Annotated in this window: 19 protein-coding genes and 3 tRNA genes; 10 read left to right on the plus strand and 12 right to left on the minus strand. The window is 70.8% G+C overall.

Annotation, left to right across the window (positions count from 1 at the left end):
* Positions 1–5: 5 nt before the first annotated feature.
* Genes serB through mfd form a run of 3 tightly spaced genes read right to left on the minus strand, consistent with a single transcriptional unit; the run spans position 6 to position 4,848 of the window.
* Positions 6–731: a phosphoserine phosphatase SerB gene (serB, locus tag IM725_RS07805; RefSeq protein WP_193780012.1), complete on the minus strand. Its 726-nt coding sequence runs from the start codon at positions 729–731 to the stop codon at positions 6–8.
* 27 nt (positions 732–758) lie between these two features.
* A complete protein-coding gene (locus tag IM725_RS07810; RefSeq protein WP_193780013.1) occupies positions 759–1,388 on the minus strand; it encodes a hypothetical protein in 630 nt (209 codons plus the stop codon).
* A 1-nt stretch (position 1,389) separates the two neighbouring features.
* Complete coding sequence (gene mfd / locus IM725_RS07815; protein ID WP_193780014.1) at positions 1,390–4,848, minus strand: transcription-repair coupling factor; 3,459 nt, start codon at positions 4,846–4,848, stop codon at positions 1,390–1,392.
* Positions 4,849–4,912: 64 nt separating this feature from the next.
* Here mfd and ispD point away from each other — a divergent pair, with 64 nt between their 5' ends.
* Both ispD and ispF read left to right on the plus strand, forming a co-directional pair.
* On the plus strand, positions 4,913–5,614 hold the full coding sequence (ispD, locus tag IM725_RS07820; protein WP_407692509.1) for a 2-C-methyl-D-erythritol 4-phosphate cytidylyltransferase: 702 nt from the start codon (positions 4,913–4,915) through the stop codon (positions 5,612–5,614).
* Complete coding sequence (gene ispF, locus IM725_RS07825) at positions 5,611–6,099, plus strand: 2-C-methyl-D-erythritol 2,4-cyclodiphosphate synthase (RefSeq protein WP_193780015.1); 489 nt, start codon at positions 5,611–5,613, stop codon at positions 6,097–6,099. The genes ispD and ispF overlap by 4 nt, the downstream gene beginning before the upstream one ends.
* Positions 6,100–6,102: 3 nt before the next feature.
* Here the strand turns inward: ispF and IM725_RS07830 are convergent, their stop codons facing one another.
* Both IM725_RS07830 and ompR read right to left on the minus strand, forming a co-directional pair.
* Positions 6,103–7,566, minus strand: a complete 1,464-nt coding sequence (locus IM725_RS07830) for a sensor histidine kinase (RefSeq protein ID WP_193780016.1) — start codon at positions 7,564–7,566, stop codon at positions 6,103–6,105.
* Positions 7,567–7,678: 112 nt separating this feature from the next.
* Positions 7,679–8,410 (minus strand): osmolarity response regulator transcription factor OmpR, encoded by a 732-nt coding sequence (gene ompR, locus IM725_RS07835; protein WP_193780017.1) that lies wholly within the window; start codon positions 8,408–8,410, stop codon positions 7,679–7,681.
* Between the two features lie 304 nt (positions 8,411–8,714).
* Between ompR and IM725_RS07840 the strand changes: the two genes are divergently transcribed.
* A complete protein-coding gene (locus tag IM725_RS07840; protein ID WP_193780032.1) occupies positions 8,715–9,410 on the plus strand; it encodes an SIMPL domain-containing protein in 696 nt (231 codons plus the stop codon).
* A gap of 42 nt (positions 9,411–9,452) precedes the next feature.
* Here IM725_RS07840 and IM725_RS07845 read toward each other — a convergent pair whose 3' ends face one another.
* The gene (locus IM725_RS07845; protein ID WP_193780018.1) at positions 9,453–10,223 is read right to left on the minus strand and encodes a 3-hydroxybutyrate dehydrogenase; all 771 of its coding nucleotides are present in this window, start codon (positions 10,221–10,223) and stop codon (positions 9,453–9,455) included.
* 70 nt (positions 10,224–10,293) lie between these two features.
* Here IM725_RS07845 and IM725_RS07850 point away from each other — a divergent pair, with 70 nt between their 5' ends.
* From IM725_RS07850 to rimO, 5 genes are all read left to right on the plus strand, one after another.
* A complete protein-coding gene (locus tag IM725_RS07850; protein ID WP_193780019.1) occupies positions 10,294–11,196 on the plus strand; it encodes an alpha/beta fold hydrolase in 903 nt (300 codons plus the stop codon).
* On the plus strand, positions 11,193–13,394 hold the full coding sequence (locus IM725_RS07855; protein WP_193780020.1) for a RelA/SpoT family protein: 2,202 nt from the start codon (positions 11,193–11,195) through the stop codon (positions 13,392–13,394). The genes IM725_RS07850 and IM725_RS07855 overlap by 4 nt, the downstream gene beginning before the upstream one ends.
* Before the next feature lie 37 nt (positions 13,395–13,431).
* Positions 13,432–13,508 (plus strand) — tRNA-Val (locus IM725_RS07860).
* Between the two features lie 285 nt (positions 13,509–13,793).
* Positions 13,794–14,336: a polyhydroxyalkanoate synthesis repressor PhaR gene (gene phaR / locus IM725_RS07865; RefSeq protein WP_193780021.1), complete on the plus strand. Its 543-nt coding sequence runs from the start codon at positions 13,794–13,796 to the stop codon at positions 14,334–14,336.
* A gap of 39 nt (positions 14,337–14,375) precedes the next feature.
* Complete coding sequence (gene rimO, locus IM725_RS07870; protein ID WP_193780022.1) at positions 14,376–15,734, plus strand: 30S ribosomal protein S12 methylthiotransferase RimO; 1,359 nt, start codon at positions 14,376–14,378, stop codon at positions 15,732–15,734.
* An 87-nt stretch (positions 15,735–15,821) separates the two neighbouring features.
* On the opposite strand, the gene IM725_RS07875 is transcribed toward rimO, so the two are convergent.
* A tRNA-Leu gene (locus tag IM725_RS07875) sits at positions 15,822–15,906 on the minus strand.
* Between the two features lie 412 nt (positions 15,907–16,318).
* Positions 16,319–16,403 (minus strand) — tRNA-Leu (locus tag IM725_RS07880).
* 36 nt (positions 16,404–16,439) lie between these two features.
* Here IM725_RS07880 and rnr point away from each other — a divergent pair.
* Positions 16,440–18,668, plus strand: coding sequence for a ribonuclease R (gene rnr / locus IM725_RS07885; RefSeq protein WP_287067178.1), 2,229 nt, complete (start codon positions 16,440–16,442; stop codon positions 18,666–18,668).
* A gap of 31 nt (positions 18,669–18,699) precedes the next feature.
* A complete protein-coding gene (locus IM725_RS07890) occupies positions 18,700–19,458 on the plus strand; it encodes an SDR family oxidoreductase (RefSeq protein ID WP_193780023.1) in 759 nt (252 codons plus the stop codon).
* Between the two features lie 50 nt (positions 19,459–19,508).
* Here IM725_RS07890 and IM725_RS07895 read toward each other — a convergent pair whose 3' ends face one another.
* The 4 genes from IM725_RS07895 to IM725_RS07910 all read right to left on the minus strand — a co-directional run.
* Complete coding sequence (locus IM725_RS07895; protein WP_193780024.1) at positions 19,509–20,021, minus strand: DUF2059 domain-containing protein; 513 nt, start codon at positions 20,019–20,021, stop codon at positions 19,509–19,511.
* 205 nt (positions 20,022–20,226) lie between these two features.
* On the minus strand, positions 20,227–21,696 hold the full coding sequence (locus tag IM725_RS07900) for an NAD(P)H-hydrate dehydratase (protein WP_193780025.1): 1,470 nt from the start codon (positions 21,694–21,696) through the stop codon (positions 20,227–20,229).
* A gap of 12 nt (positions 21,697–21,708) precedes the next feature.
* On the minus strand, positions 21,709–22,989 hold the full coding sequence (locus IM725_RS07905) for a D-amino acid dehydrogenase (protein ID WP_193780026.1): 1,281 nt from the start codon (positions 22,987–22,989) through the stop codon (positions 21,709–21,711).
* Positions 22,986–24,309 (minus strand): amidase (locus IM725_RS07910; RefSeq protein ID WP_321576195.1); only part of this gene is annotated, 1,324 nt, incomplete at its 5' end. The genes IM725_RS07905 and IM725_RS07910, both read right to left, overlap by 4 nt.

Consider the following 24,309-nt stretch of genomic DNA (forward strand, 5'->3'; position numbering starts at 1 on the left):
GCGCCTCAGGGCCGCACGACTTCCAGCAGGCGGTCCAGCCCGCCCTGGTCGATCGCCACCATGGCCTGCTCGCGCACGCGTGGCTTGGCGTGGTAGGCCACGGACAGCCCGGCCTCGCCCATCATGGGCAGGTCGTTGGCGCCGTCGCCCATGGCGATGGCCTGGCGGGGCGAGATGCCCAGCTGCGCGCAGGTCTCCAGCAGCATCTTGCGTTTCTCGGCGCCGTCGCAGATGTCGCCCCAGGGCTGGTCCACCATGCGGCCCGTGAGCTGGCCGCAGTTGGGGCCGGACTCCACCTCCAGCACGTTGGAGCGCGTGAAGTCGATGCCCAGGGTGTCGCGCACCCGGTCGGTGAAGAAGGTGAACCCGCCGGAGACCAGCAGCACCTTGAGCCCGGCCGCCTTGGCGGCAGCCACCAGCTCGCGCGCGCCGGGGTTGAGCTGCAGCCGCTGGACGTAGACCTCCTCCATGTCGGCGATGGTCACGCCGCGCAGCAGCTTGACCCGCTGGCGCAGGCTCTCCTTGTAGTCGCTGATCTCGCCGCGCATCGCGGCCTCGGTGATGGCCGCGACTTCCTCCTTGCGGCCCACCACGTCGGCGATCTCGTCCACGCACTCGATGTTGATCAGCGTGGAGTCCATGTCGAAGGCGATCAGCTTGAAGTCGCGCAGGGTGAGCGGGGGCGTGAAGCCGCGGATGGCGAGGCCGGGGGAGATTTCTTGCAGGGACATGGGAGGGGATTGTCGCAAGTGCGGAGTTCAGGATTCCAGGTAGCGCGCGTCGGACCAGGTGGCCATCCACTGCGGCCGGAAGGCGACGAAGATCGCGCCCAGCATGCCGGTGACGAAGGCGTCGCCCCAGGCCATCAGCCAGCGGCCCACCAGGCCCAGGCCGGTGGCCACGCCGGGCAGCACATGGCCCAGCAGGTGTTGCATCAGCGAGGCCGCGAACAGGCACAGCACGCTGCCGATGAAGCAGCGGCCCAGCAGGTAGACGAAGGGGTGCGGCCGGGTGAATCGGCGCAGCAGCGCCCCCCATCCCAGGGCGAGGCTGGCGGGCACCAGGCCGTTCCACACGGCCAGGTCCAGGCCCTCGCGCAGCGTGAGCGGCGAGATCGCCACCGCGACGCCGGCCACGGCCAGCAGGGCCGGCACCGCCAGCGGCCAGCCCAGCATCAGCAGCACCAAGCAGGCGCCCGACCACTGCAGCTGCAGCGGCATGCTGTGCAGCGCGGGCAGCGCCCACATCCAGGGCAGGATGACCACGGTGCCCAGCAAGGGCGAGAGCAGCTGCACGCCCGTGCCGCCCGCGGCCAGCATGCGCCAGGGCTGCAGCGCCAGCGCGGCGGCCAGGCAGGCCGCGGCGAACAGCGCCTCCGCCCAGGCCATCTCAGGCCGGCTCCGCCACCTTGGGCTGGCCCAGCGAGCGCAGCACGTCGCGCACCATCTGGGCCCGGTCCTTGGGGTCCTTGAGCTCGCGCTCGATGCGCAGCTTCTCGTTGCCGGCCAGCTTGATGTGGCGGTTCTTCTGCACCAGCTCGATGATGCGCATGGGGTCCACCGGCGGGTTCGCCTTGAAGGTGATGTGGATGACGCCGGGCGCCGCGTCCACCTTCACGACCCCGTAGGGCCTTGCCAGCACGCGCAGCCGGTGCACGTCGATCAGGGTCTGGGCCTGCGGCGGCAGCTTGCCGAAGCGGTCCACGATCTCCTCCAGCAGACCGTCGATCTGGTCGGTGGTCTTCGCCGTGGCCAGCCGCTTGTAGAAGGACAGGCGCAGGTGCACGTCGCCGCAGTAGCCGTCGGGCAGCAGCGCAGGCGCATGCAGGTTGATCTCGGTGGTGACCGAGAGCGGCGCCAGCAGGTCCGGCTCCTTGCCGGCCTTCAGGGAGCGCACCGCCTCGGACAGCATCTCGTTGTAGAGCTGGAAGCCCACCTCCAGCATGTTGCCGCTCTGGTTCTCGCCCAGCACCTCGCCGGCGCCGCGGATCTCCAGGTCGTGCATGGCCAGGTAGAAGCCGGAGCCCAGTTCCTCCATCTGCTGGATCGCGTCCAGGCGCTGCTGCGCCTGCTTGGTCAGGCTCTCGGTGTCCGGCACCATCAGGTAGGCATAGGCCTGGTGGTGGCTGCGGCCCACCCGGCCGCGCAGCTGGTGCAGCTGCGCCAGGCCGAACTTGTCGGCGCGGCTGATGACGATGGTGTTGGCCGAGGGCACGTCGATGCCGGTCTCGATGATGGTGGAGCACAGCAGCAGGTTGAAGCGCTGGCCGATGAAGTCGCGCATCACCCGCTCCAGCTCGCGCTCGGGCATCTGGCCGTGGGCGACCGCGATGCGGGCCTCGGGCAGGAGGGCCTCCAGGCGCTCGCGCCGGGCTTCGATGGTCTCCACCTCGTTGTGCAGGAAGTAGACCTGGCCGCCGCGCTTCAACTCGCGCAGCACGGCCTCGCGGATCACGCCGTTGCCCTCGTTGCGCACGAAGGTCTTGATCGCCAGGCGCCGCTGCGGCGCGGTGGCGATGACGGAGAGGTCGCGCAGGCCCTCCAGCGCCATGCCCAGGGTGCGCGGGATGGGCGTGGCCGTCAGCGTGAGCACGTCCACCTCGGCGCGCAGGGCCTTCATCGCCTCCTTGTGGCGCACCCCGAAGCGGTGCTCCTCGTCGATGATCAGCAGGCCCAGTTGCTTGAACTTGGTCGACTCGGAGAGCAGCTTGTGGGTGCCGACCACGATGTCCACGCTGCCGTCGGCCAGGCCCTTGAGCGTGGCGGTCACTTCCTTGCCGGAGCGGAAGCGCGAGACCTCGGCCACCTTCACCGGCCACTTGGAGAAGCGGTCCACCAGGGTCTGGTAATGCTGCTCGGCCAGCAGGGTGGTGGGCGCGAGGAAGGCCACCTGCTTGCCGCCCGTCACCGCCACGAAGGCCGCGCGCAGGGCGACCTCGGTCTTGCCGAAGCCCACGTCGCCGCAGACCAGCCGGTCCATGGGCTGGGGCGACACCATGTCCTGGATCACGGCATGGATGGCGGCGTTCTGGTCCGCCGTCTCCTCGAAGCCGAAGTCGTTGGCGAAGCTCTCGTAGTCCTGGGCCGAGAAGCGGAAGGCGTGGCCCTCGCGGGCGGCCCGGCGGGCGTAGATGTTCAGCAGTTCGGCCGCGGTGTCGCGCACCTGCTCGGCGGCGCGGCGCTTGGCCTTTTCCCACTGGCCCGAGCCCAGCTTGTGCAGCGGCGCCTCGTCGGCGGAGACGCCGGTGTAGCGGCTGATCAGGTGCAGCTGGCTGACCGGCACGTACAGGGCCGCCTTGTCGGCGTACTCCAGGTGCAGGAATTCGGTGCTGCCCTGGCCCAGGTCCATGTTGACCAGGCCGCGGTAGCGGCCGATGCCGTGCTGGGCATGCACCACCGGGTCGCCCACGTTCAGCTCCGACAGGTCCTTGATCAGGGCCTCGACGTCGCTGACCTGCTCCTGCTTGCGGCGCCGGCGCGCCGTCGGGCTGGCGGCGAAGAGCTCGGTCTCGGTGACCAGGTCGATGCCGGCTTCCAGCCAGGCGAAACCGGCGGCCAGGGGGGCGCTGGCGATGCCCAGCTTCTCCTCGCTGGCCTGGAATTCCTCCAGCGATTCGAAGACCGGCAGCGCCAGCTGGCTGGCGCGCAGGAAGTCCAGCAGGCTCTCGCGCCGGCCCTCGCTCTCGGCCAGCACCAGCGCGCGGTGCTGGGTGTTGCGCAGGTGGCCCTTGAACAGGGCCAGCGGGTCTTCCGCGCCGCGCACCACCGCCATGGCGGGCAGGGCGTCGAACTCGGTGTAGGCGGGCAGGGCATCGTCCGCCCCGGGGGCGGGTGGCCGCAACGCGAGCTGGGCATGCGCCTTGGCCGCACCGTAGAACTGCTCGGCCGACAGGAACAGCGCCTCCGGCGGCAGCGCGGGCCGCTCCGGGTCACCCTGCGCCAGGCGGAAGCGCTCGCGCGCGTCCTGCCAGAAGCGCTGGAAGGCCGGCTCGATCTCCCCGTGCAGCACCAGCGTGGCGGCGTCGCCGATGTAGTCGAAGACGGTCGCCGTCTCCTCGAAGAAGAGCGGCAGGTAGTACTCGATGCCCGAGGTGGCGACGCCGTTGCCGATGTCCTTGTAAATGCGGCTGCGCGTGGGGTCGCCCTCCAGCAGCTCGCGCCAGCGGCTGCGGAAGCGCGCCCGCGCCGCGTCGTCCATGGGGAATTCGCGCCCGGGCAGCAGCCGCACCTCGGGCACCGGGTACAGGCTGCGCTGGCTGTCCGGGTCGAAGGTGCGGATGGAGTCGATCTCGTCGTCGAACAGGTCCACCCGGTAGGGCACCGTGGAGCCCATGGGGAACAGGTCGATCAGGCCGCCGCGCACCGCGTACTCGCCCGGGCTCACCACCTGGGTGACGTGGCTGTAGCCGGCCAGCGTGAGCTGGGCGCGCAGGCGGGCCTCCTCCAGCTTCTGCTTGACCTGGAACTGGAAGGTGTAGCCGGCCAGGAAGGCGGGCGGGGCCAGCCGGTACAGCGCGGTGGTGGCGGGCACCAGCACCACGTCCGCCTCGCCCTGCGAGATGCGCCAGAGGGTGGACAGCCGCTCGCTGATCAGGTCCTGGTGCGGCGAGAAGGTGTCGTAGGGCAGCGTCTCCCAGTCGGGGAACAGCACGCAGCGCAGCCCGGGCGCGAAGAAGCCCAGCTCGCCAAGCAGCCGCTGGGCGTCGTTGGCGTCGCTGGTGACGATGGCGGTAAGGCGTCCCGCCGCCTGCTCACGCCCGGCCAGCCGCGCGAGCAGCAGGGCGTCGGCGGAACCGGGGGGACGGGGCAGGGTATAGCGCTTGCCGGTGCTGAGTTGGGGTAAATCCATACAACAATGCGAAACACCCCGCGCCTGGACAGGGTGGGGTGGTGCCCGATTCTAGAATGGACGCATGATGACGAGTGACAGCAGGGGCAAGCCGCGTTACTGGGCCCTGGTGCCTTGTGCCGGCTCGGGCAGCCGCGCCGGGGCGGCCGGACCCAAACAGTACGAGCGCATCGCGGGCCACCCCCTGGTGTGGCACACCCTGGCGGCGATCGCCGCCGTCAAGCGCATCACACGCACCCTCGTGGTGGTGGCGCCCGGCGACGGCTTCTTCGAGCGCAACCCCACCGGGGCCCTGGTGGTTCCCTGCGGCGGCGCCACGCGCGCGGCCAGCGTGGCCAACGGCCTCTACGAGCTGTGCCGGGTCGGCGCCACCGAGAGCGACTGGGTGCTGGTGCACGATGCGGCGCGCTGCCTGGTCACGCCCGAGCTCATCGACCAGCTGATCGACGCCTGCGAGGGCGACCCGGTCGGCGGCCTGCTGGCCCAGCGCCTGCCGGACACCCTCAAGCGCGAGCAGGACGGCCGCGTCGCCGAGACCCTGCCGCGTGAGGATAAATGGCTGGCGCAGACGCCGCAGATGTTCCGCATCGGCCTGCTGATGCAGGCGCTGGAGGCGGCCGGCCCCGGCGTGACCGACGAGGCCCATGCGGTCGAGTCGCTGGGCCATGCGCCGCGCCTGGTACCGGGCAGCAGCCAGAACTTCAAGGTCACCTGGCACGACGATTTCGCACTCGCCGAGGCTGTGCTCAAGGGGCGCCAGCGATGAATGCGCTGCGTATCGGCGAGGGCTGGGACATCCACGCGCTGGTCCCCGGGCGCCGGCTGGTGCTGGGTGGGGTGGAGGTGCCGCATGCGCGCGGCCTGCTGGGCCACTCGGACGCGGACGCGCTGCTGCATGCGATCACCGACGCGCTGCTGGGGGCCGCCGGCCTGGGCGACATCGGACGCCACTTCCCGGACGACGACGAGCGCTTCCGCGGCGCCGACTCCAGCGTGCTGCTGGCGGAGGCCGCGCGCCGCGTGGCGGCCGAGGGCTGGCAGCTGGTGAACCTGGACAGCACCATCGTCGCCCAGGCGCCCAAGCTGGCGCCGCACATCCCGGCCATGCGCCTGCGCATCGCCCAGGTGCTGGGGCTGGAGCCCGACCAGGTCAACGTGAAGGCCAAGACGGCCGAGCGCATGGGGCCGGTGGGGGAGGGCCACGCCATCGAGGCGCGGGCCGTGGTGCTGCTGCAGCGCGCTGCGGGCTGAGGCTCAGACCGCGACGCGGGCGGCCGCCGGCAGGTCCTGCGGGCTGTGCCCCTGCGGTGCCGGCGCCGGTGCGCGCTGCAGCTTGATGTGCGCCGCCAGCCCGCCCGAGGTGGTATTGGCGAGGGCGAAGATGCCGCCCATGCGCTGAACGGTCTTGTCGACGATGGCCAGGCCCAGGCCGGCGCCCGTCGCCGCCGTGCGGGCCGCATCGCCGCGGAAGAAGGGCTTGACCAGGTTGGGCAGGGCTTCGGGGGCGACGCCCATGCCGTGGTCGCGCACCTTGAGCATCACCCACTCGCCACGTGCCTTGGCGGCGATGTCCACCGTCGCGACACCGCTCTCGGGCGTCTTGCCGTAGCGGCGGGCGTTCTCCACCAGGTTGGACACCACGCGGGCCAGCTCGACCTCGTCGGCCAGCACGTACAGGCCCTTGCTCAGGTCCAGGTTGATCTTGATGTCGCCCTGGTCCTGCACGGCGTACAGGCAGGCCTCGATGACGTCGTTCAGCAGCACGGGCCGCAGCTCGACATGGTCGGGGCGCGCGTAATCCAGGAACTTGTCGATGATGGCGTCCAGCTGGTCGATGTCGGCCGCCATGTGCTCGCGCGCATCGGCGTCGGCCACGCTCATCTCGGTCTCCAGCCGCAGCCGCGCCAGCGGGGTGCGCAGGTCGTGCGAGATGCCGGCCAGCATCACGGCGCGGTCCTGCTCGATCTTGGCCAGCTGCTGCGCCATGCGGTTGAAGCCGATGTTCACCTCGCGGATCTCGCTGGTGGCGACCTTCTCGTCGAGCCGGCTGGCGTCGAAGTCGCCGTCACGCACCCGGCTGGCGGCAAACGAGAGCTGCTTCAGGGGCCGGTTGATCAGGCGGGCGATCAGGGCCGCGCCGGCGAGCGAGAGGCCGGCCGCGGTCACCAGCCAGATCAGCCAGGTGCGCCCGCCGACCTGAGTCAGGCGCGAACGGTCCAGCAGCATCCAGTACTGGTCGTTCTCCATGCGGAAGCCGATCCACAGGCCGGGCTCGTTGTTGACCTGCGAGGCGATGAGGCTGCCGGGGCCCAGGCGGTGGGTCAGTTCCTCCATCACGCGGCCGTCCAGCTCGCCGGGGCCGAAACCCACCCAGCGGTCGACCGGCTCGCGCGGCAGGATGCGAACGCCCTCCGAATCGGCCAGGGTCTTGATCAGCGAGACGCGGGCGATCGCGTCGGAATGCATCAGCGCCGCGCGGCTGAGGTTGACCAGGGAGGCGATCTGCTGGGCCGTCTGCACGGCGCGCGGCTCGTACTCCAGCGCGCGGAAGGTCTGCAGCCAGGCCACGATGCTGCCGAACAGCAGCAGCGCCAGCAGGAAGAAGGTGCGCCAGAACAGCGACAGGCCCACCCGCGGCCGCATCTCCAGCGGTGCGGGTGCGGTTTCGAGCGGCGCGGGGCCGGTGACGTCGATGCTGCTGGTGATACCCCGGATCATGGCGGCTCGTGGACTGCAATGCGGGCCGCGACGGGACCGCTCATCCGCATGATTGTTGCCCGGCGAGTGCCGTTTGTCATGCGGGAGACGGCCTCATTCGTCAGGCGGTGTTTCAGCCCGCGCCGTCCGGCACGAAAACGTAGCCCACGCCCCACACCGTCTGGATGTAGCGCGGCGCCGCCGGGTCCAGCTCGACCAGCTTGCGCAGGCGCGACACCTGCACGTCCAGGCTGCGGTCGAAGGGCTCGAACTCGCGGCCGCGGGCCAGCTGCGCCAGCTTCTCGCGCGACAGCGGCTGGCGCGGGTGCCGCACCAGCGCCTTGAGCATGGCGAATTCGCCGGTGGTCAGCGGCAGCTCCTCGCCGTTCTTGCGCAGGGTGCGGGCGCCCAGGTCGAACTGGAAGGGGCCGAAGGAGACGACCTCGTTGTCGCTGGACGGGGCGCCGGGCGCTTCCTGCGCCGGGCGGCGGCGCAGCACGGCGTGCACGCGGGCCAGCAGTTCGCGCGGATTGAAGGGCTTGCCCAGGTAGTCGTCGGCGCCCACCTCCAGGCCGACGATGCGGTCCACGTCCTCGCCCTTGGCGGTCAGCATGATGATGGGGGTGCGGTCGTTCGCGGCGCGCAGGCGGCGGCAGATGGACAGCCCGTCCTCGCCGGGCATCATCAGGTCGAGCACGATGAGGTCGGCGGTTTCACGCAGCATCAGGCGGTTGAGGGCCTTGCCGTCCTCGGCCAGGATGACCTCGAACCCTTCCTGGGTGAGGTAGCGGCGCAGCAGGTCACGGATACGCGCATCGTCGTCGACCACCAGGATCTTGTCGGTTCGGGCGGCGGCTTGGGTCATGGTGCTCCAGGGATCGGGTGAACTTGTAACAGAGCCGATTTTGAGGGTCGTAACACCCAGCGTGAGCCGTTTTAGGCGCTCCTTGACACAGTGTTACAGATGTTGCGGTATGGGGCAACTGCGGGCCTCCGGGGCGTGAAGCCTGCCCGCCGGCGGGCAGGGATTGCTTGCAATTGAAGCACCAGCCCAGCGGCGCACGGCCGGGCGGGACGCAGCTCTTACAGCGTCTTGCGAGCCGCTGGGCTGGGCGGCGCAGGCGTGAGAGCATGGCGGCCTCGCCTGAACCTTGAAGGGGATTCCCGTGATGAAGAGACTTGTGCTGGCCACCCTGGCGGCGGCCCTGGCCGTCCCGGCGCTGGCCGGTGCCGCCGCGCCCGTGCCCGAGAACGTGCTGCAGCTGTCGGCCTCCGGCGTGGTCGAGGCCCGGCAGGACCTGCTCTCCATGACCCTGTCGGCCAGCCGTGACGCCCCCGAGGCCGCCACCGTGCAGGCCCAGTTGCAGGCCGTGCTCGAGGCCGCGCTGGCCGAGGCCAGGCGCAGCGCCCAGCCCGGCCAGATGGACGTGCGCACGGGCGCTTTTTCGATCGTGCCCCGCTACACCCAGGGCCGCATGGCCGGCTGGCAGGGGCAGGCGCAGCTGGTGCTGGAAGGTCGCGATTTCGGGCGCATCGCCCAGGCCGCCGGCCGCATTCCCGGCATGACCGTGCAGGGGGTGGCCATGGGGCTGAGCCGGGAGCAGCGCGCCCGGGTGGAGGGCGAGGCCCAGCAGCAGGCGGTGGAGCGCTTCAAGGCCCGTGCCACGGAGCTGGCCAAGGGCTTCGGCTTCGGCGGCTACACCTTGCGCGAGGTTTCCGTCAACACCAACGAGCCGGGCGGGTTCATGCCGCAGCCCCGGCTGATGGCGGCCGCGGCGGCCGAGGGCGGCGGCGCCCCGATCCCGGTGGAGGCGGGCCGGGCCGCGGTGACGGTCACGGTGTCGGGCTCGGTGCAGCTGCGCTGAGCCGGGGCGGCCGGCGCTCGGGCCGGCCTGCCTTTGCCGGCCTTACTGCGCGGCCCAGCCGCCGTCCATGTTCCAGGCCACGCCACGCACGTTGTTGGCCGCCGGCGAACAGAAGAACGCCGCCAGTTCGCCCAGCTCTTCCGGCGTGGTGAACTGCATGGAGGGTTCCTTCTCACCCAGCAGCTGGCGCTTGGCTTCGTCGTTGGAGATCTTGAGCGTGGCGGCGCGGTCGTCCACCTGCTTTTGCACCAGCGGGGTCAGCACCCAGCCCGGGCAGATCGCGTTGCAGGTGACGCCGGTGGTGGCGTTTTCCAGCGCCGTCACCTTGGTCAGGCCGACGATGCCGTGCTTGGCCGCCACATAGGCCGACTTGTTCACCGAGGCCACCAGCCCGTGCACCGAAGCGACGTTGATGATGCGGCCCCAGTTGGCCGCCTTCATCGCCGGCAGCGCGAGGCGAGTGGCGTGGAAGGCCGAGCTCAGGTTGATCGCGATGATGGCGTCCCAGCGCTCGACCGGGAACTCCTCGATGGGCGCCGTGTGCTGGATGCCGGCGTTGTTGACCAGGATGTCCACGCGCCCGAACTGCTGGGCTGCGTAGGCCATCATGGCCTCGATCTCGGCCGGCTTGCTCATGTCGGCGCCGTGGTAGGCCGTCTTCACGCCCAGCGCCTCGACCTGCGCGCGGGGGCCTTCGGCATCGCCGAAACCGTTGAGCACGATGTTGGCGCCCTGGCGGGCCAGGGCCTTGGCGATGCCCAGGCCGATGCCGCTGGTGGAGCCCGTGACAAGGGCGGTTTTGCCTTTCAGCATGGTGGTTCTCCGGGTGGATTAGGATGGGGCGAAATACCGCGACAACGCGGATGCCACGCTTCATCTTGCCATGCCCGAACCTACGCTGAACTACGTAACCTGCCCCGGTCCCGATGGGGGGCACCGCATGGCGTACTGGGCCTGGGGCCACCCGGCCGCGTCGCAGTTGGTCGTCTGCGTGCATGGGCTGGCCCGGCAGGGCCGTGACTTCGACACCCTGGCCCAGGCCCTGGTCGCCCGCTCGGGCGGGGCCCTGCGGGTGGTCTGCCCCGACATGCCGGGCCGCGGCCGCAGCGACTGGCTGAAGGACCCTTCGCTCTACCAGATCCCGGCCTACGTGCCCGCGGTGCTGGCGCTGCTGCAGCAGCTGGGCCGCGAGGCGCCCATCGCCGCGCTGGACTGGGTGGGCACCAGCATGGGCGGCCTGATCGGCCTGGTGGTGGCCGCCACGCCCGACCTGCCCCTGCCGTCCCCGGTGCGCCGGCTGGTGCTCAACGACGTGGGCCCGGTGGTGCAGTGGGAGGCGCTGCAGCGCATCGGCGGCTACCTGGGACGTTTCGGCCGCTACCCGACGGTGGAGGCGGGCGCGCAGGCCCTGCGGGAGATCTCGCAGAGCTTCGGCCCGCACAGCGACGCGCAGTGGCTGGCCCTGTCGCGCCCCATGTTGCGGCCCCTGCCCGAAGGCGACTGGACCCTGCACTACGACCCGGCCATCGCGCTGCCCGTGCGCGCGCTGACGCCGGAGGCCGCAGCCCAGGCGGAGGCGTCGGTGTGGGCGCTGTACGACCGGCTGGCGGCGCCCACGCTGCTGCTGCGCGGCGCGGAGTCGGACTTGCTCTCGCCCGCCACCGCCCTGGCCATGACGCAGCGCGGCCCGCGCGCCGCTCTGGTGGAGTTCGCGGGCGTGGGCCATGCGCCCACGCTGGTGGCCCAGGACCAGGTCGACGCCGTCTGCAGCTTCCTGCTGCCATGAAGAGCCTGGCCGCCGCACAGGGCGAGGCCGGGCAGGTGCCGGGCCTCATCGCCGCCGCCGAGCAGGCCCTGCCGCAGCAGGTGGACGCCCTGGCGCGCGCCCGCGCCTTCGCCGAGCCGCTGATCGCGGGCGAGACCCTGGACACCGGCGAGAACACGCTGGCCCACGCCGACGCGGTGGCGGCCATCCTGAAGGCCATGGGCGGCTCCGAGGCCATGCAGGCGGCGAGCTACCTGGTGTACGCCTGCGTGCACCTCAACCGCCCGCAGGAGGTGATCGCCAAGGCCTTCGGCGCCAGCTACGCGGCGCTGGCGGTGGAGACCACCCAGCTGGTGCGCATCCAGGCGCAGACCCGCGCCGCCGAGGAGGCCGGGCAGCGCGTGGACGACCCGCGGCTGCAGACCGAGAACGTGCGCAAGATGCTGCTCGCCTTCTCGCGCGACCTGCGCGTGGTGATGCTGCGGCTGGCGTCGCGCCTGCAGACCCTGCGCTGGCATGCCGCCCACAAGACCCTGCCGCCCGCCAGCGTGTCGCGCGAAGCGCTGGAGATCTTCGCGCCGCTGGCCAACCGGCTCGGCATCTGGCAGGTGAAGTGGGAGATGGAAGACCTGGCCTTCCGCTTCCTCGAGCCCGACACCTACCGCGAAGTCGCCCGCCTGCTGGACGAAAAGCGTGCCGAGCGCGAGCAGTCCATCGAACAGATGCGCGATCGCCTGGCGCAGGAGCTGCGTGCCCAGGGCATCGCCGCGCAGGTCTCCGGGCGTCCCAAGCACATCTACAGCATCGTCAAGAAGATGCGCGGCAAGTCGCTGGGCTTCGACCAGGTGTTCGACATCCGGGCGCTGCGCGTGATCGTGCCCGAGGTGAAGGACTGCTACGCCGCGCTGGCCTGGGTGCACCAGCAGTTCAACCCGGTGATCGAGGAATTCGACGACTACATCGCCAGGCCCAAGCCCAACGGCTACCAGTCGCTGCACACCGTGGTGCGCGACGCGGCGGGCCGGCCGGTGGAGATCCAGATCCGCACGCAGGCCATGCACGAGCATGCCGAGCACGGTGTGGCCGCGCACTGGGCCTACAAGGACGCCGGCACCAAGGGCTACGCGGGGGTGAGCGCCACGGGCACCTATGACGCCAAGATCGCGGTCCTGCGCCAGCTGCTGGCCTGGGAGCGCGACCTGTCCGGTGCGGCCCAGGGCCTCTTCGACGACCGCATCTACGTGCTCACGCCGGACGCCGCCATCGTCGACCTGCCCAAGGACGCGACGCCGGTGGACTTCGCCTATTCCCTGCACACCAGCCTGGGCCACCGCTGCCGCGGCGCCCGCGTGGACGGGGCCATGGTGCCGCTGAACACCGCCCTGCACAACGGCCAGACCGTGGAGATCGTGGCGGCCAAGGAGGGGGGGCCCTCGCGCGACTGGCTGAACCCCGAACTGGGGTTTCTCGCCAGCCCGCGGGCGCGCGCCAAGGTGCGGGCCTGGTTCAACGAGCAGCAGCGGCACGAGACGGTGGCGCGTGGCCGCGAGGCGGTGGAGCGCCTGCTGCAGCGCGAAGGCCGCACCGCCTTCCGGCTGGAGGACCTGGCGTCGCAGCTGGGCTTCAAGTCGGCCGAGGACCTGTTCGCCGTCGTCGGCAAGGACGAATACTCGCTGCGCAACATCGAGACCCTGCTCAAGCCGCCCGAGGCGCCGCTGCCGCAGGACGCCTTCCTGCTGAAGAAGCCCCGGCCGGGCGAGCGCACGCCCAAGGGCGGCGTTCTGGTGGTCGGCATCGATTCGCTCATGACCCAGCTCGCGCGCTGCTGCAAGCCCGCGCCGCCGGATGCCATCGCGGGCTTCGTTACGCGGGGCAAGGGCGTGAGCATCCACCGCCAGGACTGCAGCAACTTCCGCGAGCTCTCGGCCAAGACGCCGGAGAGGGTGATCGAGGTGGAGTGGGGCCGTCCGCGCAACGGCGAGGCGGCCGTCTACCCGGTGGACGTGGCCGTGGAGGCTGGCGACCGGCAGGGGCTGTTGCGCGACATCTCGGAAGTCTTCGCCAAGGAAAAGATGAACGTGGTGGGCGTGCAGACGCAGTCCGTCAAGGGCACGGCCTGGATGACCTTCACCGTGGAAGTGGGGGACTCGCAGCGGCTGGAGAAGGTGCTGGTGCTGGTGCGCGAGGTGGCGGGGGTGCGCTGGGCGAAAAGGCGCTGAGCAACATCGTGCTAGAATCGCGGTCTCGAACGAATTCAGGCGCGTAGCTCAGCTGGTTAGAGCACCACCTTGACATGGTGGGGGTCGTTGGTTCGAGTCCAATCGCGCCTACCAACACAAGCCCCGCAGCAGTGCTGCGGGGCTTTGTCGTTTTGAGCCCCCGATCGAGTGGCGCGCTGCCGGGGTCCGGGCCTGGCACCCTTTCACAGATACGTGACGGGCGGGCAGGCGGACGACGCACATCGAATGCGGTGGACCCTCGCATGCGGGTCACACCCCGGTTGGATCTTCAGGGTAAACCTTGGGCGGGGCGCGGCCCCCGCTGCCTAGAATCTGCTGCGATGCAGTACACACCAGGCCGCCCTCCGGGCGGCTGCGCCTGAGCCAGGAGCCCGCTTCGTGCAGAGCAAGAAAACCAGTGCCGCAAAACCGGCCGTGAGGGTGATCAAGAAGTACCCCAACCGCCGGCTCTACGACACGGACACTTCCACCTACATCACCCTGGCCGAAGTCAAGCAGCTGGTGATGACGCGCGAGCCCTTCGTGGTGCGCGACGCCAAGACCAACGAGGACCTCACCCGCAGCATCCTGCTGCAGATCATTCTCGAGGAAGAGGCGGGCGGCGCGCCCATGTTCAGCGAGGCGGCCCTGGCCAACCTGATCCGCTTCTACGGCCATGCGGCCCAGGCCTTCATGGGCAGCTACCTCGAGAAGAACGTGCAGGTCTTCACCGACATGCAGGCCCGGCTGGCCGAGCAGTCCAAGCAGTTCACGCCCGAGACCTGGGCGCAGTTCATGGCCACGCAGAATCCGCTGGTGCAGGGGATGATGGGCAACTACGTCGAGCAGTCCAAGAGCCTCATCGATTCGCTGCAGGAGCAGATGCAGAAGCAGACCGAGCAGATGCTGGGCGCCTTCGGCATGGGCGGCCCCAAGCGCTGATTCCGGGCGGGGCCGGCCCGCCTCTGGGACAATACGGGGATGTCGACCCCCAAGGTGGGTTTCGTCAGCCTGGGCTGCCCCAAGGCGCTGACGGACTCCGAACTCATTCTCACGCAGCTCTCCGCCGAGGGCTACCAGACCTCCAAGACCTACGACGGCGCCGACCTGGTGATCGTCAACACCTGCGGCTTCATCGATGACGCGGTGCGCGAAAGCCTGGACACGATCGGCGAGGCGCTGGCCGAAAACGGCAAGGTGATCGTCACCGGCTGCCTGGGCGCCCGCGAAGGCGAGGGCGGCGGCAACCTGGTGCGCCAGATGCACCCCTCGGTGCTGGCCGTGACCGGGCCGCACGCCACCCACGAGGTGATGGAGGCGGTGCACACGCACCTGCCCAAGCCGCACGACCCCTTCACCGACCTGGTGCCGGCCGCCGGCATCAAGCTCACGCCGCGCCACTACGCCTACCTGAAGATCAGCGAGGGCTGCAACCACCGCTGCACCTTCTGCATCATCCCGTCCATGCGCGGCGACCTGGTCAGCCGGCCGGTGGGCGACGTGCTCAAGGAAGCGAAGGCGCTGTTCGAAGGCGGCGTGAAGGAACTGCTGGTGGTCAGCCAGGACACCTCGGCCTACGGCGTGGACCTGAAGTACCGCACCGGCTTCTTCGACGGCCGCCCCGTGAAGACGCGCATGCTGGAGCTGGTGCAGGCGCTGGGCGAACTGGCCGAGCCGCACGGTGCCTGGGTGCGCCTGCATTACGTGTACCCGTATCCGTCGGTGGACGAGGTGGTGCCGCTGATGGCGACCGGCCGCGTTCTGCCCTACCTGGACGTGCCCTTCCAGCACAGCCACCCGGACGTGCTCAAGCGCATGAAGCGTCCGGCCAGCGGTGAGCGCAACCTGGAGCGCATCCAGGCCTGGCGCGCCGCCTGCCCCGAACTGGTGGTGCGCAGCACCTTCATCGCCGGCTTCCCCGGCGAGACCGACGCGGAGTTCCAGCACCTGCTGGACTTCGTGCGCGAGGCGAAGATCGACCGCGCCGGCTGCTTTGCCTACAGCCCGGTCGAGGGCGCCGCCGCCAATGACATCCCCGGCATGCTGCCCACCGAAGTGCGCGAGGAACGCCGCGCCCGCTTCATGGCGGTGGCCGAGGAGGTCTCGACGGCGAAGCTGCGCGAGCGCATCGGCGCGACCATGCAGGTGCTGGTGGATTCCGCCCCCGGGCTGGGCCGCAAGGGCGGCGTGGGCCGTACCTATGCGGACGCGCCGGAGATCGACGGCACCGTGCGGCTGCTGCCGCCGGAGAAGATCAGCAAGCAGCTGAAGGTGGGCGAGTTCACGCGTGCGCGCATCGTGGACACGCAGGGCCACGACCTGGTGGGCGTGCCGATCTGAGCGGGCCCGGGGCGCATGCAGGCGGCGTGGCCCGCCGCGCCGGGGCAAGAAAAAAGCCGCCCGAAGGCGGCTTTTGCTGTCTGTCTGTGGTGCCCAGGAAGGGACTCGAACCCCCACGATGTTACTCGCTAGTACCTGAAACTAGTGCGTCTACCAATTCCGCCACCTGGGCATCTCAGGAAGCCTTCGATTATATAGCGTTTTGAGCTGGCTCAGCGTTGGCGGTTCGCCTCGGGGGCAGAGGCAGAGCGCCAGGCCGGGCGGGGCAGGAGGCTGGGGCCCCATCACTCGCCCGGGCCGGGCCAGGGGCGGCTCATTCCGCGGATGTCGCCCGCATTGCCGCAAGCGGCAATGCTCCTCCTTGATTCCGCTCCATGAGCCACCCCTGCCCCGGCCCTGGAGGGACGGGCGTGGCGCTGCCGTGGTGAAACCTCTGCTTCCCTGGATGAGGGCTGAAAGGGCGGGGGCGCCATCCGCCCCCCAGGCCGCGCTGCCCGAACGCGCCAAAGAAAAAAGCCGCCCGAGGCGGCTTTTCTGGATGACCGGGCCGTGAATCGATGTTCTCGGCCTTATCATTGTTTCGTTGGTGCCCAGGAAGGGACTCGAACCCCCACGATGTTACTCGCTAGTACCTGAAACTAGTGCGTCTACCAATTCCGCCACCTGGGCATCTCAGGAAGCTAAGGATTCTATATCAAAAATACAGTGAACGAAAAGAGTACCGGGCTCCTCGACGAAATCGAAGGCACCGTGCAAGGCCACCGCGACGGCCATGGCTATGTCGTGCGTGACGACGGCGAGGCCGACATCTACCTGCCGCCCAACGAGATGCGCGCCGTGCTGCACAAGGACAGGGTCAAGGCGCGCATCGTGCGGCACGACCGCAAGGGCCGCGCCGAAGGCCGTGTCCTTGAAATCATCGAGCGGCCCGCGCAACCCATCATCGGCCGCCTGCTGCACGAAAGCGGTGTCTGGCTGGTGGCCCCCGAGGACAAGCGCTACGGCCAGGACGTGCTGGTGCCCAAGGGCGCCACGGGCACGGCCAAGCCGGGCCAGGTGGTGGTGGTCGAACTGACCGAGCCGCCCAGCCTCTACGGGCAGCCGGTGGGCCGCGTGAAAGAGGTGCTGGGCGAGATCGACGACCCCGGCATGGAGATCGAGATCGCGGTGCGCAAGTACGGCGTGCCGCACGAATTCTCCGAGGCCTGCATCGCCCTGGCCCGCGCGCTGCCGGAAAAGGTGCGCCCGCAGGACAAGAAGCACCGCGTCGACCTGACCGACGTGCCCCTGGTCACCATCGACGGCGAGGACGCGCGCGACTTCGACGACGCCGTCTACTGCGAGCCGACCAAGGTCGGCCGCGGCAAGGGCTGGCGCCTTCTGGTGGCCATCGCCGACGTCAGCCACTACGTGGAGACCGGCAGCGCCATCGACATCGACGCCTACGAGCGCGCCACCAGCGTCTACTTCCCGCGCCGCGTGATCCCCATGCTGCCGGAGAAGCTGTCCAACGGCCTGTGCTCGCTCAACCCCGAGGTCGAGCGCCTGTGCATGGTCTGCGACATGCTCATCACGGCCACCGGCGAGATCCAGGCCTACCAGTTCTACCCGGCGGTGATGTGGAGCCACGCGCGCTTCACCTACACCGAGGTGGCGGCCATCCTCGCCAACACCCGCGGCCCCGAAGCGGCGCGCCGCAAGGAGCGGGTGCAGGACCTGATCCACCTGCACGATGTGTACCGCGCGCTGCTCAAGGCCCGCGAAACCCGGGGCGCGGTCGATTTCGAGACCACCGAGACGCAGATCGTGTGCGACGAGAACGGCCGCATCGAGAAGATCGTGCCGCGCACGCGCAACGACGCCCACCGCCTGATCGAGGAGGCCATGCTGGCCGCCAACGTCTGCTCGGCCGACTTCATCCAGGAAGGCAAGCACCCGGGCCTGTACCGCGTGCACGAAGGCCCGACGCCCGAGAAGAAGGACATCCTTCGCAACTACCTGAAGGCCATGGCCGTGGGCATGACCATCAGCGACGAACCGCTGCCGGCCGAGTTCCAGCGCATCGCCGCCGCGACCAAGGACAGGCCGGATTCGCAGCAGATCCACACCATGCTGCTGCGCTCCATGCAGCAGGCGATCTACACGCCGCTCAACAGCGGCCACTTCGGCCTGGCCTACGACGCCTACACCCACTTCACCAGCCCGATCCGGCGCTACCCGGACCTGCTGGTGCACCGCGTGATCAAGGCCATCCTGCGCCAGGGCCGCTACGAGCTGCCCGTGCTGCCCACGCCCGGCGAGGCGCACGAGAAACTGGCCCGCCGCCTGCAACGCTCGGCCAACGCGGGCGCCGCCAAGCCGAAGAAGGTGCCGGGCGCCAGCCCGCGCGAACTGCAGGCCTGGGAGGCCGCCGGCCTGCATTGCAGCGCCAACGAGCGCCGTGCCGACGAGGCCAGCCGCGACGTCGAGGCCTGGCTCAAGTGCAAGTACATGCGCGAGCACCTGGGCGAGGAATACGGCGGCGTGGTGAGCGCGGTGACCAGCTTCGGCGTGTTCGTCACGCTGGACCAGATGTACGTCGAGGGCCTGGTGCACATCACCGAGCTGGGCGGCGAGTACTACAAGTTCGACGAGGCGCGGCAGGAGCTGCGCGGCGAGCGCACGGGCATCCGCTACGCGATCGGCTCGCGGGTGCGCGTGCAGGTCAGCCGCGTGGACCTGGACGGCCGCAAGATCGACTTCCGCCTGGTGCGCGAGGGCGACGAGTTGCTGCACCGGGCGATGAAGGACAAGGGCGTGCCTGCCGCCGCGCGCGAAGGCGGCAAGCCCGCCGCCAAGCGCAGCACCGCCGCCAAGCGCGCCGAGGCCAAGCCCGCCGGCCGCAAGCCGGCCGGCCCCAAGGGCCCCAAGACCAGCCGGAAGTCACGGCGTTGAGAGACGAACCGCGCGTGGAGGCGCACAGGACATGAGTTCAGACACGGGCCGCGTGGCCATCGTCACGGGAGGCGGCACCGGCATAGGCCGCGCGGCGGCACTGGCGCTGCTGGGCGACGGCTGGAGGGTCGCCCTGGCGGGCCGCCGCCTGGAGCCCCTGCAGGAAACCATCACCATGGCGGGCGCGGGCGCCCAGGCGCTCGCGGTGCCCACCGACGTGACCGACCCGGCGGCCGTGCGCGCGCTGTTCGATGGCACCGTGGCGGCCTGGGGCCGCGTCGACCTGCTGTTCAACAACGCCGGCATGGGCCTGGGCCAGGCCCTGCTCGAGGACATCGCCGACCACGACTGGACGCAGGTGGTGGACACCAACCTCAACGGCATGTTCTGGGGCATCCGCGAGGCCTTCCGCGTGATGAAGTCGCAGACGCCTCGCGGCGGACGCATCATCAACAACGGCTCGATCTCGGCCCATGCGCCGCGGCCGAACTCGATCGCCTACACGGCCACCAAGCATGCGGTCAGCGGCCTGACCAAGGCCGCGTCGCTGGACGGGCGCAAGTACGACATCGCCGTGGGCCAGATCGACGTCGGCAACGCCATGACCGAGTTGGCCTCGCGCATGGCCAAGGGCGTGCCGCAGGCCAACGGCGAGATCGCCGTCGAGCCCCTGATCGACGTCGCCATCGTGGGCCAGTCTGTGCTCTACATGGCCAACCTGCCGCTGGAAGCCAACGTGCTGTTCCACACGGTGATGGCGACCAAGATGCCCTTCGTCGGGCGGGGGTAAAGCCGCAGGCTGCGCAGCCTGCACGATCGCCGCATGCGTCTTGCGATGTTTCAGCCGCCCTCGGACTCGACCATGTACTGGCGCAGAATGTCTTGCAGGCGCTGTTGCATCTCGACAAGGTCGCGCCGCATGCTTGTCATCAGATTTTGCATCAGGCGCGGCATGCGTTCGACCATGGCCTGTCCCGGCGGGGAGCGGTAGAAGGCGAGCACGTCCTGCATCTCGCGTTCCGTGAAGGTTGCGCGGTACACCTCGAGGAACATGGGCTCCAACCTCGACCAGTCCAGCATGTCTGCCTGTAGGGCCGTCATTCTTGATTGGAGCCTTGTCCGGGCACGCTCCTGGGCCGGCGTGAGGGGCGTGTCCCCTTCGGTCTTCTTGAATTCCTGCCGGAAGACCTCCTGAATCTGCGGCACGAGGTCGTCCAGCGTGTCGCGTGATCGTGTGATCTCCAGCACCGCACGGATGGTGGCGTCTGAGGCGGGATCGTCCGGCCCGGCAAGCGCCGGAAGGACGAGCAGAAAGCTGGTCGTGGCCAGCAGGATGGAGGCGAAGGGCTTCATGCGTGCTCCAGATGGGAGCGCGAGCCATTGCCGCGCTCATTCATGGGACGGCTGCCGGTGCTCACATTTTTCCTCGCCATAGGGCAACGGATCGAAAGCCCGGCGGCCGACCGCATGATCAGCGTCGGGCACGCGCTGAGAACAGACTTTCCCTGTTGTTGCGGCAGATTCCCCGACCGCCTTGAGGGCAGGTCGCGACGAGGAATCAGCAGCCCTGCCGGATCCCGGCCTGATCACTCGCCCTGGGCGACAGGGCTTTAGCCAGCGCGCCGGCCGTCAGCGAGTGCCCGACGGGCCAGCGGTCCGCGGCGGCGCCGTGAAGAAACACGCCTTGCCCCGCCGCCTCGAACGCATCCTGTCCAGCCGCGAGCCGGGCCGCCAGCAGGCCCGCCAGCACGTCGCCGGTGCCGCCGGTGGCGAGCGCGGCAGTCCCGGTCGGGTTGATCCAGGGCACCTGGCCCGGCGCGGCGACCACCGTGCCCGAGCCCTTGAGCACGGCCACGCACCGGAAGCGGTCCGCCAGGGCCTGGGCCGACGCGAGCCGGTCGGCCTGCACGGCCTGCGTGGCCGCACCCAGCAGCCGCGCGGCCTCCAGCGGATGGGGCGTCAACACCGTGGACCAGCCGCGGGCGGGACGGGCCGCCAGCAGCGGATGCAGCGCGGCATCGGCCGCCACGGCGTTCAGCGCATCGGCGTCCAGCACCAGCGCGCGGGCCGTCGACAGCACGCGCGGCAGCACCGCGCGCACCGCATCGCCGCCGCCGCAGCCGCAGGCCACCGCCATGGCGGCGAGGTCCAGCGAAGCCCAGTCGCGCAGCATCAGCTCGGGCTGCCCCGGCACCAGGGGCATGGGCTCGCCCAGCAGTGCGCAGAACACGCGGCCCGCGCCCGCGTGCAGCGCCGCGCTGGCGGCCAGCAGCGCCGCGCCCCCCATGCCGGGGGCACCGCCGACCACGGCCACGTCGCCGAAACGGCCCTTGTGCGAATCGTGCGGCCTGGCCATCACGCCGGGCTGAGGAATGAGGCGCGCCGCCGGCGGCTCGGCCGCCAGGTCGGCGCCCAGGTCGTCGAACCAGATCTCGCCGGCTGCGTCGCGCCCGCCGCCGGTGAACAGGCCCGGCTTGAGCGTGAGAAGGCTGAGGGTGTGCGTGGCGCGTACCCCGCCGCCGCGCCCCGTGTCGGCCGAGAGGCCCGAGGGCAGGTCCACGGCGAGCACCGGCGTCCCGCCGGAATTCATGCGTTCGGCCCACTCGGCCATGCGTCCTTCCAACGGTCGCGCGCTCCCCAGGCCGAGCAGGGCGTCGATCGCAAAGTCATGGGCGCCGGGCGGCGCATCCGCCAGGGCGATGCCGGCCGCGCGGACGCGCTGCAGCGCCGCCTGGGCGTCGGGCGGCAGGCGCCCGGCATCGCCCAGCCAGCTCACCAGCGGCTGCTTGCCCCAGCGTGCCAGGTGCAGCGCCGCCTCCAGGCCATCCCCGCCGTTGTTGCCGGGGCCGCAGGCCAGCCAGAAGCGCTGGGCATGCGGCGCCAGCGCCAGGGCCAGCCGGGCGACCGACAGCCCCGCGCGTTGCATCAGGGCGTTCGGTGGCAGGGCCGCCGCCGTGCGGGCCTCCAGGGCGCGCGAGCCCGCGTTGCCGTGCAGGGGCCAGGGACGATCGGGCGTGATGCGTCGCATGGCCCGATTCTGTCACTGCCGGGCTGCGAGCCGTTCGACGCCCAGGCCCTCGAGGTCCACCTCGGGGCTGCGGCCGCCCATGGCGTCGGCCAGGGCGCGGGCGCTGCCGCAGGCCAGGGCCCAGCCGCTGGAGCCGTGGCCCAGGTTGAGCCAGACCCCCGGCGTGCCCGAGGCGCCGATGAGGGGCGGACCGTCGGGCAGCATGGGGCGTGCGCCCTTCCACTCCTGCACGCCCGCGCCGGTGTTGACCAGCTGGGCCGCGCCCGGGAACCAGTCGTGCAGCACCTTGTAGAGCGTGGCGATGGCCTGCGGGCTCTTGCGTTCGGGGCGGCCCCCGATCTCGGCGCTGCCCGCCACCCGGACCCTGTGGCCCAGCCGCGAGATCGCCACCTTGAAGCGCTCGTCCATGATGCCGCTGCGCGGCGCGTTCAGGGCCTCGCGCACCGGCGCGCTGACCGAGTAGCCCCAGACGGGCACCAGCGGCAGCGCCAGGCCCAGCGGCCGCAGCAGGGCCGCGGACGACACGCCGCCGCAGACCACCACGCCCTGGAAGTGCTCCTGCTGCGGGTGGGGCTCGCCCGCGGTGCGCACGGTGAGCGTGCCGGGCGTGGCGCGGCTGAGCGGCTCCACGGTCGTGTTGAAGCGCCAGCGCACGCCCTGCGCCTCCGCCACATGGCGCAGCTGCTGGGCGAACTGCCGGCAGTTGCCGACCTCGTCGCCCGGCAGGTGGATCGCGCCGGCGAACTCGGTGTCCGGGTTGAGCGCGGGCTCGATGGCGCGCGCGGCCTCGGCGTCGATCTCGCGGAAGGCGACCCCCGCCTCGCGCAGGACCTCGAGGCCGGGCTGCACCAGCTGGCGCTCCTTGTCGCCGCGCAGCATGACCATGTAGCCCTCGCTGCGCTCGTAGTCGAGCTGGAAATGGGCCGAGATCTCGTGCAGCCGCTCCCGGCTGTAGAAGGCCAGGCGCTGCAGGCGGGCCCGGTTGGCCGCGTAGTCGGCGGGTTCGCAGTGCTGCCACCAGCGCCACACCCAGGCCAGCTCGGCGGCGGAGATCGGCCAGGTGAGCCGCACCGCGGCGTGGCGGCCGAACAGGTTGCGCAGCACCTTGGCCGGCATGCCGGGCGCGGCCCAGGGCGTGACGTACCCGGGCGCGACCACCCCCGCGTTGGCGAAGCTGGTTTCCTCCGCCGCGGCGCCGTGGCGCTCGAACACGGTCACCTCGTGCCCGTCGACGGCGAGCTCGAAGGCCGTGGTCACGCCGACGATGCCGGCGCCGATGACCGCGACCTTCATGCGCTGGCCGTCACGGGGGCCAGGGCCTCCTCGATGCGGGCCCCGATGGCCAGCACCTCGTCGTCGTGCAGGGCCTCGTGCCAGGCCATCAGGCCGACCGGCAGTTCGCCCGGCGCATGGCAGGGCAGGGACAGGGCGCAGCCGTCCAGCATGTTGACGATGCTGGTGTTGCGCAGCAGTTGCGCATTGACGCGGAAGAACTCGGCGTCGCGCTCGGCCCCGGGGGCCACCTGGGCGATGGGCACCGCCGTGATGGGCACCGTGGGCGAGAGCACGGCGTCGTAGCCGGCCAGGGCCTCGCCGACCCGGGCGATCCACTGCCGCCGGGCCTGGTGCAACGCGATGTACTCGTGCGCCCGCATGTCGGCGCCGAACTCGATGCGCGCCTTCACGCGCGGGTCGTAGCCGGCGCCCTTGTCGGCCAGCAGGGCGCGGTGCCAGGCATAGCTCTCCGCGGCCGAGAAGCCCCCGCGCGGCTGGATGCTGCCCAGGTCGCGGATGGGGGCCAGCGCGATTTCGTCGATGCGGGCGCCGGCGGCGCGCAGCGCGTCCAGGGCGCGCTGGAATGCCCGCGCCACCCCCGGCTCCAGCGCGTCCAGCATGGTGCTGGTGGCCACAGCCAGCCGCCAGCCCGACAGGGGCCGGCCGTCGCGGCGCACGGGCTCGCCGGTCAGGATCTCGTGCGCCAGCACGGCGTCCCGCACCGAGCGCGTCATGGCGCAGGCCGTGTCCAGGGTGGTGGACAGGGGCACCGCACCCTCGGTGGAGGTGAGCCGGGCCGTGTTCTTGAAGCCCACGATGCCGCAGAGCGCAGCCGGGATGCGGATGGAGCCGCCCGTGTCCGAGCCCAGGCCGATGAAGGCCGCACCGCTGGCCACGGACACCGCCGCGCCCGAGGACGAACCGCCCGGGATGCGCGCGACCGCCGGGTCCGCCGGGTTGGCCGGGGTGCCGAAATGGGGGTTGGTGCCCACGCCCGAGAACGCGAACTCGCTCATGTTGGTGCGGCCCAGGATGGCCGCGCCGGCCGCCCTCAGCCGTGCCACGGCCGGGCAGTCCGCCTGGGCCGGTGGCGCATCGGCCAGCACGGTGGAGCCGGCCGCCGTGACCTCGCCCTCGACGTCGAACAGGTCCTTGACCGAGACGGCCAGCCCGGCCAGCGGCAGCCCGGCGGCGGCTGCGGCGTCCTGGCGGGCGGCCTCGAACCGGGTGTGCAGGAAGGCCTTGTCGCAGGCCGGCGAGGCGGCCAGGGCGATCGCCCGCTCGATCTCGTCCGTGGCGGTGGTGGCGCCGCTGCGAAGGGCGTCCAGGGTGGCGTGC

Source organism: Ramlibacter aquaticus (genome assembly GCF_015159745.1).
Classification (GTDB): Bacteria; Pseudomonadota; Gammaproteobacteria; order Burkholderiales; family Burkholderiaceae_C; genus Ramlibacter; species Ramlibacter aquaticus.

Excerpts from the sequence above, each read along its gene's own strand:
- IM725_RS07830 (WP_193780016.1), bottom strand. The coding sequence starts at position 7,566 with ATGATCCGGGGTATCACCAGCAGCATCGACGTCACCGGCCCCGCGCCG.
- IM725_RS07890 (WP_193780023.1), top strand. The coding sequence starts at position 18,700 with ATGAGTTCAGACACGGGCCGCGTGGCCATCGTCACGGGAGGCGGCACC.
- IM725_RS07900 (WP_193780025.1), bottom strand. The coding sequence starts at position 21,696 with ATGCGACGCATCACGCCCGATCGTCCCTGGCCCCTGCACGGCAACGCG.
- IM725_RS07840 (WP_193780032.1), top strand. The coding sequence starts at position 8,715 with ATGAAGAGACTTGTGCTGGCCACCCTGGCGGCGGCCCTGGCCGTCCCG.
- IM725_RS07855 (WP_193780020.1), top strand. The coding sequence starts at position 11,193 with ATGAAGAGCCTGGCCGCCGCACAGGGCGAGGCCGGGCAGGTGCCGGGC.
- ompR (WP_193780017.1), bottom strand. The coding sequence starts at position 8,410 with ATGACCCAAGCCGCCGCCCGAACCGACAAGATCCTGGTGGTCGACGAC.
- ispD (WP_407692509.1), top strand. The coding sequence starts at position 4,913 with ATGATGACGAGTGACAGCAGGGGCAAGCCGCGTTACTGGGCCCTGGTG.
- IM725_RS07845 (WP_193780018.1), bottom strand. The coding sequence starts at position 10,223 with ATGCTGAAAGGCAAAACCGCCCTTGTCACGGGCTCCACCAGCGGCATC.
- mfd (WP_193780014.1), bottom strand. The coding sequence starts at position 4,848 with ATGGATTTACCCCAACTCAGCACCGGCAAGCGCTATACCCTGCCCCGT.
- serB (WP_193780012.1), bottom strand. The coding sequence starts at position 731 with ATGTCCCTGCAAGAAATCTCCCCCGGCCTCGCCATCCGCGGCTTCACG.
- IM725_RS07810 (WP_193780013.1), bottom strand. The coding sequence starts at position 1,388 with ATGGCCTGGGCGGAGGCGCTGTTCGCCGCGGCCTGCCTGGCCGCCGCG.
- rimO (WP_193780022.1), top strand. The coding sequence starts at position 14,376 with ATGTCGACCCCCAAGGTGGGTTTCGTCAGCCTGGGCTGCCCCAAGGCG.
- IM725_RS07895 (WP_193780024.1), bottom strand. The coding sequence starts at position 20,021 with ATGAAGCCCTTCGCCTCCATCCTGCTGGCCACGACCAGCTTTCTGCTC.
- IM725_RS07905 (WP_193780026.1), bottom strand. The coding sequence starts at position 22,989 with ATGAAGGTCGCGGTCATCGGCGCCGGCATCGTCGGCGTGACCACGGCC.
- ispF (WP_193780015.1), top strand. The coding sequence starts at position 5,611 with ATGAATGCGCTGCGTATCGGCGAGGGCTGGGACATCCACGCGCTGGTC.
- IM725_RS07850 (WP_193780019.1), top strand. The coding sequence starts at position 10,294 with ATGCCCGAACCTACGCTGAACTACGTAACCTGCCCCGGTCCCGATGGG.